This is a genomic window from Pseudoalteromonas sp. APM04, assembly GCF_022809815.1.
In the GTDB taxonomy this organism is placed as follows: domain Bacteria; phylum Pseudomonadota; class Gammaproteobacteria; order Enterobacterales; family Alteromonadaceae; genus Pseudoalteromonas; species Pseudoalteromonas marina.
Map to the genome: position 1 here is coordinate 159,017 of NZ_CP094441.1, position 14,738 is coordinate 173,754.

Consider the following 14,738-nt stretch of genomic DNA (forward strand, 5'->3'; position numbering starts at 1 on the left):
AAAAAAGCCCATTAACTTGGGCTTTTTTATTGAGTTTTTTAAAAAGGATATTTAAATGTTTTCGCCAAAAAGGCACTGTGTTTTTATATTAGTTTTCAGTTTAATTGTGTTTTTAACTGGTTGCTCAGAGCCCTCATCGCAAAGTATAACAAACACAACAGCCGTTGATGTTGCTAAATACCCATGGGCTAAAGAGCACAAAAACCATCCAGAGTGGCCACTCGAAATACGCGAAGAGGTGTATGGTGATGCAGATACATTTTCAACCCCGCGGCTAATGTTTTGGAATAAATATAAAGGCAGTGACGTGCGCACACTGTGGTCATCACGGTTAGATGGCTCAGATAGGCGCCGAATTATTCCTGAGAAAATATTTACCCAAATGGAGCCTGCGGGATTGCATCCACCAGCACGCTCACCAGATAACCGTTATATTGCTATTTCGGGTTATATAAATGATAGAGCAACTCGCCAGTTATACGATACTAAAGAGAAAAAGCTAATTACCATGTCAGGCGGAGGCGGCTACCCTTGGTTTAATTGGACCTCAGACAGTGAAAACGTCATTTTTTACTCAGATGGTAAAAACTTTAATTACCATATACCAACAGGGGAGCTAACCCCACGGCCACAAATTCATCACAGCGGCGCTGCTTTTTTACTCCCGGGAGATAAAGAATTTTTAGCCATAAAGCACGATGGCTTTTGGATACATAAGTTTAATGGTGAAGTGGTTCGCAAAGTTAATTTTGGTTTTCCACGTAAGTGGAGAATGAAAAACCATCGAATTTCGCCCGATGGCAAGTATTTAGCGTTTATGACCCACGCTAGACCGAAAGCCCACTTTCATTGGGTGAATATTGCAAACCCTGAAATAGAGCACTCAGAAAAAGGGGAGGGAAATGGCGTAATCTTTTCACTTGATGAAGATGTTACCCTTAAATTTGGCTATAACCCTAGAGGTGAAGTTGATGAAAATAACAAGCCAGTTACTTATAGTATTATTACCCAAACTAATATTTTAACCGGTGAACAGCAGGTAATACGCACTAAAGAAATGAGAATGTGGGGGCTTAGAAGCATAGCGCCTATTGCTATTACCAACCAAAAAGCACAGAGTAACTAATTATGCATGACATGAGCAAAGGAAGTGCCAGCCCACTTGTTTATTTACTAACTGGATATGTTGAAAATAATAAACCGATTCCATTGATGTGAAAGTAGGTTCAATATGGCTCAAATCATTTCGGGTCTTCGGCCATAAAGTGGTAATGGCACTTTTTAATCATTAAACATGTGATTACTTTATAAACTTAAATAAAAGTGACAAAACTTATCTAATCGGGGATCACTTTAAAGCCGATTTAATTATGGTGACAAGAAGCGTGTTTGGTATTTTTAATCTTATTATTTGCGATTTTTTAGTTTATATTTTCTTTGTGGTTGTGTTTTGGAGGTGTTTTGTGGAATATTTATGCTTGCTTCGATCTCTCTGTAATGTTAAAAATAGGCCTCACTGAACACACACACAAGAAACAAGATGCAAAATATTCGTTTAATTACACTAAAACTTAACCTCTTACTGCTATGGCAAGTAAGCGGGGATTAGTGTGTTTGCATTGAGTTGAACATTAAAAACCCCGCAATTGCGGGGTTTTTTTTATCTCGCGGCTGGGATAAATTGAAATTTGGGTAACATAGGAATGAGGGGCAGTTATGCAAGACAAAGATAAAGTATGGATTTTTGATACCACTTTACGTGATGGCGAGCAGGCACTTAAGGCAAGCCTTACTGAAGATGATAAAATTCAGTTAGCGCATACTATTAGCCGTTTGAATGTTGATGTGATGGAAGTGGGTTTTCCGGTATCCAGCCCTGCTGACTTTCGCTCGGTGCAACGAATTGCAACTGAAGTAAAAGGCCCAATTATTTGTGGCTTAGCACGTTCAGTAGCAAAAGATATTGAAGCCTGTGGTGAGGCACTTCGCACAGCACAGCAAAGCCGTATTCATACTTTTATTGCCACAAGCCCTTTGCACCTTGAACATAAATTACGTATGAGCCTAGATGATGCAACGGCCATGGCGGTTAAATCAATTAAATTAGCGCGCAACTACACAGACGATGTGGAGTTTTCGTGTGAAGATGCAGGGCGCACGCCGCACTGGGATTTATGTAAAATTGTTGAGCAGGCCATTAACGCGGGTGCCTCTACTATTAACTTACCCGACACTGTTGGCTTTGTAACGCCAGACGAATACGCTGCAATGATCCGCCATTTAATGAATAACGTGCCAAATATTGATAAAGCACGCTTAAGTGTGCATTGCCACAACGATTTAGGTTTAGCTGTCGCTAACTCGGTAGCCGCGGTACAAGCGGGTGCTCGCCAGATTGAATGTACAATAAATGGTATTGGTGAGCGTGCGGGTAACTGCTCGCTTGAAGAAGTGGCGATGATCATGAAAATGCGCAAAGACCACTTAAAAGTTCACACCGATATTAAAAGCGAAGAAATTTATCGCGCATCTCGCCAAGTGGCAAAAATTTGTAATATGCCAGTGCAGCCAAATAAAGCCATTGTGGGCGAAAACGCCTTTGCACATAGCTCGGGCATTCACCAAGATGGCGTACTAAAAGCACAAAATACGTACGAAATAATGTCGCCAGAAAGCGTAGGCGTACCAAACAACCAATTAAACATGACTTCGCGTTCGGGGCGTCATGTTATTGAGCACCGCTTAGAAGAGTTAGGGTATCAAAAAGCGGACTACGATATGGACAGCCTATACGAAAGCTTTTTAGCCCTAGCTGATCAAAAAGGCACGGTGTACGACTACGACCTTGAAGCCATGATTTACCTAAATCAAATTAACGACAAAGATGAAAAATACCAGTTAGAGTTTGTTAACTCAGCGTCTAACTCGCAATCGGTAGCCAGCTCTACTATTGGTATGGTGATTGATGGCGAAGTTAAACAAGAAGCCGCAACAGGTAATGGCCCAGTAGAGGCGTCGTTTGCAGCTATTGAGCGCTTAACCGGTATGAGCGTTGAAATGATTGAATACAACTTAGAAGCGACAGGCCAAGGCGCAAGCTCGCTAGGCCAAGTAAACATTATTGCTAAATACGATGGTCGCCCTTATCACGGTGCGGGTATTGCTGCGGATGTGGTAGAAGCGTCGGTACGCGCCATGATCCGTGTTTACAACTTAATTTATCGTGCACAAAAAGTGTCTGATTTAAAACAACAAAGGAAAGCAGGATGAGTAAAACAAACTACAGCGTTGCCGTATTAGCAGGCGACGGTATTGGCCCAGAAGTAATGGCAGCAGCAGAGCAAGTACTTGATGCTGTGAGCAATAAGTTTGGTTTTACTCTAAACCGCGAGCATCATGCTATTGGTGGTGCAGCCATTGATGAATTTGGTGAAGCATTACCACCAAAAACACTAAGCGCGTGTGAAAACGCCGATGCCATTTTATTTGGCTCAGTAGGTGGCCCTAAGTGGGAAAACCTTCCACCAAACGAGCAGCCTGAGCGTGCATCGCTTTTACCGCTTCGTAAGCACTTTGGTTTGTTTTGTAACTTACGCCCAGCACAGTTATTACCAGCATTAAGTGCAGCGTCGCCATTACGTGCCGATATTAGCGAAAAAGGCTTTGATATTTTATGCGTACGCGAGCTTACCGGCGGCATTTACTTTGGTGAAAAAGGGCGAGGTGGCGAAGGCGAAGAAGAGTTTGCCTTTGATACGCAAAACTACTCGCGAAAAGAAATTGAACGCATTGCCCGCTTTGCTTTTGAAGCAGCAAAATTACGTAGTAACCATGTTACCTCTGTTGATAAAGCCAACGTACTTGCATCAAGCGTATTATGGCGCGAAGTAGTCACTGAAGTAAGTAAAGACTACCCAGAAGTCAGCCTAGATTACATATACGTAGATAACGCAGCTATGCAATTAGTTAAACAGCCTAGCCAGTTTGACGTGCTACTTTGCGATAACTTATTTGGTGATATTTTGTCAGATGAGTGTGCGATGATCACAGGCTCAATGGGCTTATTACCATCGGCAAGCTTGAATCAATCGGGTTTTGGATTGTATGAGCCAGCAGGCGGTTCAGCACCAGATATTGCAGGTAAAGGCGTTGCAAACCCAATAGCACAAATTTTAAGTGCCGCATTAATGCTACGCTACTCGCTAGGGCAAGACGAAGCTGCGCGTACGATTGAAAAAGCAGTAGCAGAAGCCGTAGAAGCAGGCGTTGGCACGCCAGATATCTACCCACAAGGTGGATACAGCACAAGCGATGTGGCAGCTGCCATCGTTTCACGTATTTAATATATAAATCGCAGCACCGTTATGCTGCGACTTAACAAAGTAGGGAATTAGCAAGTGGCCCAAACGTTATACGACAAAATTTGGCAAGCACACACCGTTGCCAGCATAAACGAGCAAACTGATTTACTTTATATTGACCGCCATTTAGTACACGAGGTGACATCACCACAGGCTTTTGCAGGCTTACGTGAAAAAAACCGTACGGTGCGTTGCCCAGAAAAAACCTTTGCAACGATGGATCATAATGTATCGACTAAAAGCCGATCACTTGATGCCGCAAGCGAAGTCTCTAAAAACCAGTTAATGGCGCTAGATGCGAACTGTAAAGAGTTTGGCATTGTACTTTACGATTTAAACTCAATTAACCAAGGTATTGTGCATGTAATGGGCCCAGAGCAAGGTATTACGCTGCCTGGCACTACCATTGTATGTGGTGATAGCCATACTTCTACGCATGGTGCGTTTGGCGCATTAGCACATGGTATTGGTACCTCTGAGGTTGAGCATGTATTAGCAACGCAAACGCTACAGCAAAAAAAGGCAAAATCGTTAAAAATTCAAATTAACGGTGTGCTTCGCCCAACGGTAACTTCTAAAGATTTAATTATGGCGGTTATAGGCAAGTTAGGTACCGCTGGTGGCACAGGTTATGTTGCTGAATTTTGCGGTGAAGGCATTGAAGCACTTTCAATGGAAGCCCGTATGACGCTATGTAACATGAGCATAGAAATGGGTGCTAAAGCGGGTTTAATAGCATCTGACCAAATTACGTATGATTACTTAAAAGGTCGTCCGTTTGCACCAAAAGGCGCTGACTTTGACGCAGCAGTTGAATATTGGGAAAAATTAAAAACAGATGAAGGTGCACACTTTGATTTAGTTGTTGAGCTTGAAGCTGACGACATTCAGCCACAAATTACCTGGGGTACAAGCCCAGAGCAAGTAATTGGTGTTGATGAATGCATACCAGATCCAGACCAAGAGCCAGATTTAATTAAAGCCGACGCTATTCGCAGCGCACTTAGATACATGGATTTAAAAGCGGGCGATAAATTATCAAGCGCGAAAGTAGATACAGTCTTTATTGGCTCTTGTACTAATAGCCGTATTGAAGATTTACGTGCCGCGGCAAAAATTGTTGAAGGCAAGCAAGTAGTAGCTGGCATAGAGGCATTAATTGTACCGGGCTCTGGTCTTGTTAAAAAGCAAGCCGAAGACGAAGGCTTAGCCGATATTTTTAAAGCGGCAGGTTTTGAGTGGCGCGAGCCGGGCTGTTCAATGTGTTTAGCAATGAACGACGACCGCTTAGAGGCGGGCAAACGCTGTGCATCTACGTCTAACCGTAACTTTGAAGGTCGCCAAGGTCGTGGCGGACGTACACATTTAGTAAGCCCTGCAATGGCGGCAGCCGCTGCAATACATGGTCACTTTGTTGATATAAGAGGAGAAGCCTAATGAGCGTATTTTTTAGTGGCTTAATGGCCCCACTTGATAAAAACAATGTTGATACAGACCAAATTATTCCTAAGCAGTTTTTAACATCAACTAGCCGTGATGGTTTTGATGCAGCACTGTTTTACGATTGGCGTTACCTAGAAAACGGCGAACCAAATCCTGATTTTATTTTAAACCGCCCATGCTACCAAGGTGCGCAAATATTATTAACGCGTGACAACTTTGGTTGTGGCTCATCACGTGAGCATGCACCGTGGGCGCTTAAGCAATATGGTTTTGAAGTAATTTTAGCGGAAAGCTTTGCAGATATTTTCTTTAATAACTGTGGCAACAACCAAATGCTAGCCATTGCCCTACCAGCTGATACGCTTGAACAATTGTTTGTACTTAGTGAGCAACACGACGATATAAACATTCAAATCGATCTTGAAAACCAAACACTAACAAGCGATAAGTTTGCGCCAATTAGTTTTGATATTCGTAAAGACGTAAAAGAGCGTTTATTAAGTGGCTTAGATTTTATTGGTGTGACCGAAACGCTAAATCCACAAATTGATGCGTTTGAAAAACAACTTGCTGCTGAGCGCCCTTGGCAGTAAAAAAAGCAATTAATTACATATGAAAACAAAGCGCGGCTGAGTATATAAGCCGCGCTTTTTTATGTTTAAGTTTTCTAATTATTAATGTCTAAAATCTGCCATTAGCGCGGGTATGCCTGGCAGCATGCCAACAATGGCCATTACTGTGGTTAAAACCACAAACATAATGAGCGGTACAACCCAGCGGCTCATTTTAGTTAAATTAGCACTGCGCTCTTTACAGCCAATTAAGCCTAAGTTATCAAGCAGCATAGTTAGAGACCAACCAAAAGCAGGGTTAACCAAGCTAGAGGCAAACACAACAATAGCGGCCGATTGCGTTGTTTTACCTTCGCGTGTCATTTCCATACCCGCCTCAAGCAGCGGAATAAACACACCTACAATAAGCGCAACACACAGCACAGGTTGCCAAATGGCTAAATCCATTGGGTAGCCCCATAAACCCGCAATAATACAAAATACGGCTGTTAAAATGGCGCCCGCCGGGATAGGGCGTTTAGCAATAGCGGCAGGGACAATGTAAGTCCCCCACGATGAGGTAAAGTTAGCACCACCGGCCAGCGAGCCAAAGGTTTGTCTAACCGATGCGCTTAGCATGGTGTCGTCTATGTTCATTTGAACTTTTTCAGTGCGTTGCGGGTAACTAATTTTTTGAAATACTTGATGCCCTAAAAAATCCGGTGACCACATAGCGACAGCTAATACCGCAAACGGCAGCACAACCACAAAGCTTTCAAGCGTAGGTAAGCCAAGCATCCAACCTGTGTTTTCGCCCCACCAATAAGCTGGGTTCATATTTGGTAAGCCCGGCGCGGTATTAAATTCAAACGGCGCACCGAGTGCAAATGCAACCACACCGCCAATAAGGCAGCTAAGCGGCACAGCTAACCAGCGCTTTTTAAAGTGCTCAAGTAACGCATACAATAAAATGGTCGCCAAAATAACAATAAACGCAATGTGCGCCATATCAATGGCCTCAGCCCATGCAAACAGTTTTTTAACCTGCGAAATTGTGCCAATAAAGCCTAAATATATAAGTAAGCCCCCGCACACGCCTTTACTCGTTAAGCGTGCCAGCAAGCTCCCTCCTTTGGTTATGGCTAAAATAAAGCCAAAGGCACCAATCAGTAAGCCAAACGCCATAGGATGGCCGCCAGCGGCAACCACAATAGGAATAAGTGGAATAAGTGGGCCATGAGTACCCGCTAAGTTAGCGGTAGGTAAAATAAAGCCCGAAAACAAAATAATAAAAATAGAAACAATCAGTAATTCATAACGTACGTTCTCTAACACAAACGCATCGCTTAAACCTAGTGGCGCTGCAAATGTAGCGGCAATAGCACCTACCATAACCACTTTGCCAATGGTGCCCGCCATGGCAGGAATCGTGTCTTCAAATTCAAAGCGGTAGTCTCTAAAGGGTAAATTAGGCCGCCAGCGCTTAGGCTGCATAATTTGCAGTTCGTGCTCTAGGTATTCGTCACGGGTATTAAACTCTGAACTGGGTTTATGGTTGTTTTGATAGCTGTTGGTATTGTCGTGCAATGTACTTTTGTGATCTGAGTTGTGACCCTTTGGGGTTACTGACATAGTCCCTCCTGTTACTCGTTGCTTATTTACTAATACGGCTTTTGTTAAAGCAAATGAATAGTGAACAAGCAGGGTAGATCAGCTTTTACTCAGGAATGTATAGGCAAAAGGTCGTGTATGGTTGTTTTTAATACAGTTAATTTAAAAAACAGCTTTACACTAAAAGTCATAAATTACAGAAAATGATTAAAAGTTTATATAGATCATGTTCTTGAATGTGTCATTAAAGATGCTCAGAGCTATTTGCAGAAATAGTATCGTGTTAACGGCAGGTTATTATCCTTTAGTCTTAGTGGTTGTTAAAGTTGTTTTATTTCAAGCTATTTGTTTGCGGGAGCCGTTAATTTTGTTTTATTTGTGGTGGAATAATACATCTGTTACTTTCTGATTGTTAATAACAACAATAAAGAATAGAGATGCAATTCAACTCCCCTAAATCAATTGGTATTTTACTTGGTACGCTTTACGGCATATTTATGCGGCTGTTTGTAGAGCTGCTTGATACTTATAATTTAAGTAGCCTTGTATCCATTTCATTTATGTTTTTAGTGCCCGTTGCAATTGGTTATATTCGTATTCATTTTGAATTTAAAAGCTCAAATACATTAACTAAAAGGCAAATGGTGACTATTGCTTGGCAGCCAATTTTTGTTTTTTTACTTGTAAGCGTTATTACACTGCTTGAAGGCAGTATTTGTGTGGCAATGGCTTTGCCTGCCTTTATGCTCTTTGCAAGTATGGGTGGTTTATTGGCAGGCTTTATTAAAAATCGCAAAACAAAAAACGCTAATAGGCCTTTACTTTCAATCGCTTTGCTTCCTGTATTGCTCTCACCTATTGAGGTAAATTATTTACACTTATCAAAAACGTACGAAGTCACCAACTCTATAATTATTGAAGCGCCTATAAATCGTGTATGGCAGCAGCTTGCAAATGTAAGCACCATAGAGCCACAAGAATTGCCATTTTCGCTTACCCAATTAATAGGTGTACCTAAACCCTTAGAGGCAAATATGAATGCTACTGGTGTTGGTGCAATTAGAACCAGTAAATGGAAAAAAGGGGTTATATTTAAAGAAGTTATTACTGATTGGCAGCCAAATAAACAGATGCTTTATAGGTTTGACATAGACCCTGATGCTATTCCCGATGATGCACTCGATAAACATGTAAAACTAGGCGGCGAATACTTTTCACCTCTTTACGGTGGATATGAGTTAAGTGAAGATAAAAGCGGCAATACCATTTTAACTTTAAAAACGACCGTGCAAGATAATACAAATTTTGGTGTTTATTCGCGAATATGGGGTGAGGTAATTTTTCAAGACTTCCATTATTCACTTTTAACATTAATGAAAAGCAGAGCAGAAAAGCCACTTGTCGCAGCTACTTCCTATTATTAACTTAAACCGCTATGGTATTAAAAAACTATTATAAGAGTACTTTATGAAATTATTAACGGCAGCAACGTTATTACTTGCTTCATCAGCCGCTATTGCGCGCCCTGCGCCTTTGGTATCTATACCAACACACGATGCGTTTTTTAATAATATAGCTGCGCATTGTGGTAAGGCGTTTGAGGGCAAAGTAAGTGTAGATAATGCAAAAGGCCCAAGCTCATTTGATAATAAAAAGTTAGTTATGCATGTACGTAAATGTACTGATAGCGAGCTACAAGTGCCATTTCATGTGGGTGATGATGCATCGCGTACGTGGATCATTACTAAAACGGGCAGTGGTTTGAGCTTAAAGCATGATCATCGCCATAAAGATGGCACTGACGACGCTTCTACTATGTATGGCGGTCATACACTTGATGCGGGTTTTGCACAAATGCAGTCTTTCCCGGCCGATCAATACTCTAAAGAATTATTTGTAGCACAAGGTATTGCGCAGTCGGCAGGTAATACATGGCAAATGTATATTTATCCTGAGGTATTTACGTATCGGTTAATTCGCCAAGGGCGCGAGTTTAAGGTGGACTTTGATTTAACTAAACCTATTACGCCACCCGCTGCACCATGGGGATACGAAGAGTAAGCTTATTATTCAGGCTTTTCGCATTGCAATAAAACCGTTAAAGGTGGTTGATAAGCGCGTGGTTTAGTAGGAAAACGTTCGTACTCTTGCACGCCTTCAAGCACTTTTAACATAAAAGTGTTACCACGGCATAACCTGTCTGCATGGCGCAGTAAAAACATACTTTGATTAGCAAAGTGTTTGTAATCGTCTGATTGTATTTCTATTTTATAATTGCTGTTGTCAATTTTGGTTTGATAATAATGAACTTTGTTATCAAAGTCGTATGATTTTTCTTTTTCGACGGTGTCGGCCAGTGCAGTGCCTGTATTCGAAAGGCCCACCAGTACGCAACTAATGATAAAGCGCGGTGAATATAACCCTTTCATAAAATGTATCCTTTAATTTGCGAACTTAATACCCATTAAATACTCATACAAGTTCGGTTTATGTACGTTAAGTCTAACACCCAAAAGAGATAATGTGATGTTCAAACAAATAAAACAGCTTTTTACAGCATTCGATGATCCAGCGCCAAGTATAGAGCCACACGATTTAAAAACGGCTGTAGCAGCGTTGCTAATTGAAGTGATGCGTGCAGATACCAAGCTCGACCATGATGAACAACACACCCTGACTGTAACCTTAAAAAAGTATTTTAATTTAACAGATTCTGAGGTTGAAGAACTCACTACCAATGCAGCAAGTAGTTTAGATGGTGCAATTGATTACTTTCAGTTTTCAAAGCAGATTAATGAGCATTGCAGTGCGGCAGAGCGAATAGAGATAATAGAATTGCTGTGGCGTTTAGCCTACGCAGACGGTGAAATAGACCCACAAGAAGAGTACGTAATACGTAAAATAGCGGGTCTATTATATGTAACGCATGTTGATTTTATCGCCGCAAAAATAGCGGCGACAAAGCAAAAGTAAAGCGTATAAGGTTACTTTAATTTGCTTGCAACACTGACTAATTGATGAGCAAGCGAAGATACTTTATCAGCTATTTCTGGGTCGCTAATTTGGCCATTGTCATCAAAAACAGAAAACGCAGACGGTACAGCAAGTTGGTCGGCAAGTACTAACGAACCAATGCCGCTTAAAATATCACGTACGTGGTTTAAACCGCGTAAACCTCCTAATCCACCCGGTGAAGTAGCAAATAAGGCCACAACTTTATTACGAAACGCCGGTACTGCACCTTGCTCAGTGCGTGAAGCCCAGTCTATAGCGTTTTTTAACGGCGCAGTGATAGACCCGTTATACTCTGGGCTTGCCAGTAAAATACCATCTGCAGAGCGAAGTTTGTCTTTTAAACGTTGTGCATCAGCGGGTGTACCTTGTGCTTCAATATCTTCGTTAAATAGTGGAATATCTAACTCGTTTAACTGAATAACTTCTACTTCAGCACCTGTTTGCAGAGCAAAACGTGCTGCTTCATTAATAAGTTTTTGATTAAAGCTTTCTTTACGTAAGCTGCCCGCAAGCGCGATAATTTTTGGTGCTGACATGAGTTTGGCCTTTTTATGTTTTAAGTTACATACCTAATGTAGCAAACTTTTACTTGTAGAAAACCCAAATAAACGCAACACTTATGTGCATATATGCACACAAGTTAAAGGCAGAGCGCATGGCAATTAAATTTGATGACTGGCAAGACGTAAAAGTGGCCTTTGAAGTGGCGCGGCTTGGCACACTTACAGCTGCAGCAGAGGCACTTAATGTGCACCACAGCACTGTGTTAAGACGAATTAACAGCCTTGAAAAAAACCTAGATACCCGCTTGTTTCATCGCCATGCTCGTGGTTACAAGGTAACTGAAATTGGCGCTAAATTATTTGCGACAGCGCAAACTATAGATACCTCGCTCGAACAGCTACATAACGATATTGCCGCTGCCGACAGTACTTTACGCGGAAGTTTATTACTTACTACGGTGAGTGGGTTTATTGATGTTATGGGTGATGTATGTGAGCAATTTCAGGCATTACACCCACAAGTGCAGCTTGAAGTTATTTTGGAGCAAAAACGCTTGCGGCTCGATCACGGGCAAGCACATATTGCGCTTCGTGCAGGCCCTAAACCTGATGAGGGTGACTACATTGCTCAGCACTTAGCAAAGCTTACATCGGGTTTATATGCTAACAAACGCTACATTACAAGGCATGGCATGCCTAAATCACTAGGTGATTTATTGCAGCATAATTTTGTATCAGGAGTGGCGGGATATAATGCGCGCGTACCTTATTTTGCTTGGGCAGACGAAAACATTCCTGCATCGCAAATCAAATTACGTGTATCAGAAACTGCCGAGGCCACGCGCGCGATTATTAAAGGCTTAGGCATTGGTGGTTTACAACATGATGTAGCAGCGCAATATAGCGATTTGGTCCCTGTGCTACATAGTGAATTAAATTGGCCCACAGATGTGTGGTTAGTGACCCACCATTTAGTGCATCGCACCGCGAAAGTACAAGCTTTTGCAGGCTTATTAAAGGCGCATTTTAATAAACTTGCTAAGTAAAAAAATTGAAGGGCTCCCGATCGAGTTATTTTTTGGCAATTAGCATTTAAACAGTTTTACAATGAAAAGGCGTACAACAACAAGTTGTACGCCTTTTTAGTTTTTAAATTACTGTGCTTTACAACTTACGTTTTTAAGCTCAATAGTGAGATCTTTTTTAGGGTAATACAGCACGCATTGCTCGCCAATAATTTGCAAAACAAACTTTTCTGACTTGATATTATGCGCGCCCATAATGGGCATACCATTGGGATCTTTACTTGTACCATGGCTTAGTAAAAGCTCACTGCGTTTGGTAAAAACGGTGTCGGCCAGTGTAACAAGCGTACCGTCTTTAGCTTTTATTATTGCCTGTTGCAGCACAGTTATAACGCCTGGGTTAACTTCTGTTAATAGCGCAGGCTTTGCAACGGCATTACTCATACTATTACACCCTCCTATACTTATTAATACAGTGAGTACCGCCAGTAACTTTACCATTATTGCTCCTTAGACAACGTAGGCCATGTAAGGTCCATGTTACCGCGGGTAAGATCATTTGGTGCGTTTAAAGGCTGCAGTTTTTCGCCCGTTGCAGCAAAGCTTGGTACATCTACTTTACTATTAGCGACTGTTGTTGTAATTGGGCATGCGCCGTTATTATCTATATGAAAAAGTGCTGTAGATAGTAACCTTTCGTTGCTATCACCAAGTTGATTATCAAAGTCATCACTAACAACACACCCTTGTACATCGGCATTAAATTGTGGTGTTGGTGTTGGGGTAAAGCCTGCGGCATATTCGCCAAAGCCTTTACTGTTAACGCCACTAAATTGAATGGTGTAGTAGGTTGTTCCACAGTTGTGTGTAGGCGTAAATCCGTATGGTTTACCACAGGTTGTGTCGCCAATAAGTACCACCTCTGCATCTATTCCTTTTAAGCCATTAATAAATGCTTCAGAGGCTGAACAGGTACCTGATGTACTTAGTACATACACTTTAGATAAGTTTAAATCAGGTAATTTATCGCCAGTACTAAAAAACGTTGAGTAATCTATTTCTTCGTCAATAAACGGAAATGGAGAATCGACAGGCTGTTTATCATTTTGTTGTGTTTGATAGTAAAAGCGGTTTTGTACATTGGCACTTCCTGCCACCATATAAGCTAGCTGCGCAGACAGCGCTAATAAACCACCGCCGTTGTATCTAAAATCAATAACGAGTTCGTCTACGTTATCGGTTCTAAATTTATTTACTGCATCAATTAGGCCCTCTTGGGCAATACCTATATGACTATTAAACTGCATATAACCAACGCGCGTGTTATTGCTTGTTACAATCGTTTTTACATTTTGAACAGGCGTTTGCTCAATGTTACCCGCTGTGACGTTAAATGTTTTTTCCGTGCCGTCGTTACTGCGAACAACAATTGTATGTGAATCACCGTTGGTTGGGCTAAATAAGCCTTCGTTTAAAGTATCAATCCCTGCTTGGGTATTGGTATTAATGCTTACGCCATCAACTTCAAGTACGGTATCGCCTCGTTGAAAGCCAATTTGGCTAGCTGGTGAGTCATCTTCAAGGTAAGCAACACGTAAAATTCTATCGGCTGAATCACCAATAAATGCCCAGTTAATACCATAACCAGAGGTAACGCCCGATTGTGCTTCTTGGAAGTAATCTTCAGAGGGTTCTGAAAAATGAAAGTTATCTTTTTTAGCGCCTGAATCGGTTAGCTCTTCGGTTTTTAGTTGAGCAAAATAGTCAGCGACGGTATCGAACGATTCAGGGTCGTTATCGGCTATTTCGTCATACCACAGGTATGTTTCGTCGCTCCATGAGCGAAGCCATAGTTTTTCGTATAAGGCTGAACCAGCTTGGTCAGGGTAAGGCTCATTATTATTAAACGGGTCGTTACCTGTACGTGGGTTTTCGCAAAAGTTTTTGAGTTCGTCTGAAGGTTCAAATACACCGGCAGTCCATGTCGGTGTGCTACTTGTAGGTGGCGTGACAGGCGCTGGTGTAGTGTTGCTACCTCCGCCTCCACCACAACCTGTTAAAGCAAAAACTGAGAGCGCGCTAATAATTGCAAGCGATAGAGTGTTGTTTTTAAACATATTCGGTACTTCCTGTAAATAAGTTGTTTAAAATACTACAACACCTGATTATTTATTCAACGTTTTGCTTTTTCTTTATGTAAATAATTGTGTCATTTTTTATTGGTAAAGC

The 14,738-nt window shown here is 41.6% G+C and carries 14 protein-coding genes; 9 read left to right on the top strand and 5 right to left on the bottom strand.

Features of this window, described 5'->3' with window-relative positions:
- The first annotated feature begins 55 nt into the window (after window positions 1-55).
- From MTP24_RS00770 to leuD, 5 genes are all read left to right on the top strand, one after another.
- Window positions 56-1,126, top strand: coding sequence for a hypothetical protein (locus MTP24_RS00770; RefSeq protein WP_243532322.1), 1,071 nt, complete (start codon window positions 56-58; stop codon window positions 1,124-1,126).
- Between the two features lie 590 nt (window positions 1,127-1,716).
- On the top strand, window positions 1,717-3,270 hold the full coding sequence (gene leuA / locus MTP24_RS00775; protein WP_010557777.1) for a 2-isopropylmalate synthase: 1,554 nt from the start codon (window positions 1,717-1,719) through the stop codon (window positions 3,268-3,270).
- Window positions 3,267-4,343: a 3-isopropylmalate dehydrogenase gene (leuB, locus tag MTP24_RS00780; protein ID WP_006793757.1), complete on the top strand. Its 1,077-nt coding sequence runs from the start codon at window positions 3,267-3,269 to the stop codon at window positions 4,341-4,343. The genes leuA and leuB overlap by 4 nt, the downstream gene beginning before the upstream one ends.
- Before the next feature lie 54 nt (window positions 4,344-4,397).
- The gene (leuC, locus tag MTP24_RS00785) at window positions 4,398-5,798 is read left to right on the top strand and encodes a 3-isopropylmalate dehydratase large subunit (protein WP_243532324.1); all 1,401 of its coding nucleotides are present in this window, start codon (window positions 4,398-4,400) and stop codon (window positions 5,796-5,798) included.
- Complete coding sequence (gene leuD, locus MTP24_RS00790; protein ID WP_004589386.1) at window positions 5,798-6,397, top strand: 3-isopropylmalate dehydratase small subunit; 600 nt, start codon at window positions 5,798-5,800, stop codon at window positions 6,395-6,397. The genes leuC and leuD overlap by 1 nt, the downstream gene beginning before the upstream one ends.
- 81 nt (window positions 6,398-6,478) lie before the next feature.
- Here leuD and MTP24_RS00795 read toward each other — a convergent pair whose 3' ends face one another.
- Window positions 6,479-7,987: a DUF3360 family protein gene (locus MTP24_RS00795; protein ID WP_243532327.1), complete on the bottom strand. Its 1,509-nt coding sequence runs from the start codon at window positions 7,985-7,987 to the stop codon at window positions 6,479-6,481.
- 416 nt (window positions 7,988-8,403) lie between these two features.
- Between MTP24_RS00795 and MTP24_RS00800 the strand changes: the two genes are divergently transcribed.
- Together MTP24_RS00800 and MTP24_RS00805 are read left to right on the top strand one after the other, a co-directional pair.
- Window positions 8,404-9,390 (top strand): hypothetical protein, encoded by a 987-nt coding sequence (locus MTP24_RS00800; protein ID WP_243532329.1) that lies wholly within the window; start codon window positions 8,404-8,406, stop codon window positions 9,388-9,390.
- A gap of 43 nt (window positions 9,391-9,433) precedes the next feature.
- A complete protein-coding gene (locus MTP24_RS00805) occupies window positions 9,434-10,027 on the top strand; it encodes a hypothetical protein (protein WP_243532330.1) in 594 nt (197 codons plus the stop codon).
- A 5-nt stretch (window positions 10,028-10,032) separates the two neighbouring features.
- Here MTP24_RS00805 and MTP24_RS00810 read toward each other — a convergent pair whose 3' ends face one another.
- Window positions 10,033-10,395, bottom strand: a complete 363-nt coding sequence (locus MTP24_RS00810) for a hypothetical protein (RefSeq protein WP_010557772.1) — start codon at window positions 10,393-10,395, stop codon at window positions 10,033-10,035.
- A gap of 97 nt (window positions 10,396-10,492) precedes the next feature.
- Between MTP24_RS00810 and MTP24_RS00815 the strand changes: the two genes are divergently transcribed.
- On the top strand, window positions 10,493-10,939 hold the full coding sequence (locus MTP24_RS00815; protein WP_008129052.1) for a TerB family tellurite resistance protein: 447 nt from the start codon (window positions 10,493-10,495) through the stop codon (window positions 10,937-10,939).
- 11 nt (window positions 10,940-10,950) lie between these two features.
- Here MTP24_RS00815 and MTP24_RS00820 read toward each other — a convergent pair whose 3' ends face one another.
- Window positions 10,951-11,517, bottom strand: a complete 567-nt coding sequence (locus MTP24_RS00820; protein ID WP_010557771.1) for an NAD(P)H-dependent oxidoreductase — start codon at window positions 11,515-11,517, stop codon at window positions 10,951-10,953.
- Between the two features lie 119 nt (window positions 11,518-11,636).
- Here MTP24_RS00820 and MTP24_RS00825 point away from each other — a divergent pair, with 119 nt between their 5' ends.
- Window positions 11,637-12,530, top strand: a complete 894-nt coding sequence (locus MTP24_RS00825) for a LysR family transcriptional regulator (RefSeq protein ID WP_058430109.1) — start codon at window positions 11,637-11,639, stop codon at window positions 12,528-12,530.
- A 108-nt stretch (window positions 12,531-12,638) separates the two neighbouring features.
- Here MTP24_RS00825 and MTP24_RS00830 read toward each other — a convergent pair whose 3' ends face one another.
- Both MTP24_RS00830 and MTP24_RS00835 read right to left on the bottom strand, forming a co-directional pair.
- Window positions 12,639-13,010, bottom strand: a complete 372-nt coding sequence (locus tag MTP24_RS00830) for a hypothetical protein (protein ID WP_243532332.1) — start codon at window positions 13,008-13,010, stop codon at window positions 12,639-12,641.
- Window positions 13,010-14,626: a S41 family peptidase gene (locus tag MTP24_RS00835; RefSeq protein WP_243532334.1), complete on the bottom strand. Its 1,617-nt coding sequence runs from the start codon at window positions 14,624-14,626 to the stop codon at window positions 13,010-13,012. The genes MTP24_RS00830 and MTP24_RS00835 overlap by 1 nt, the downstream gene beginning before the upstream one ends.
- Between the last annotated feature and the right edge of the window lie 112 nt (window positions 14,627-14,738).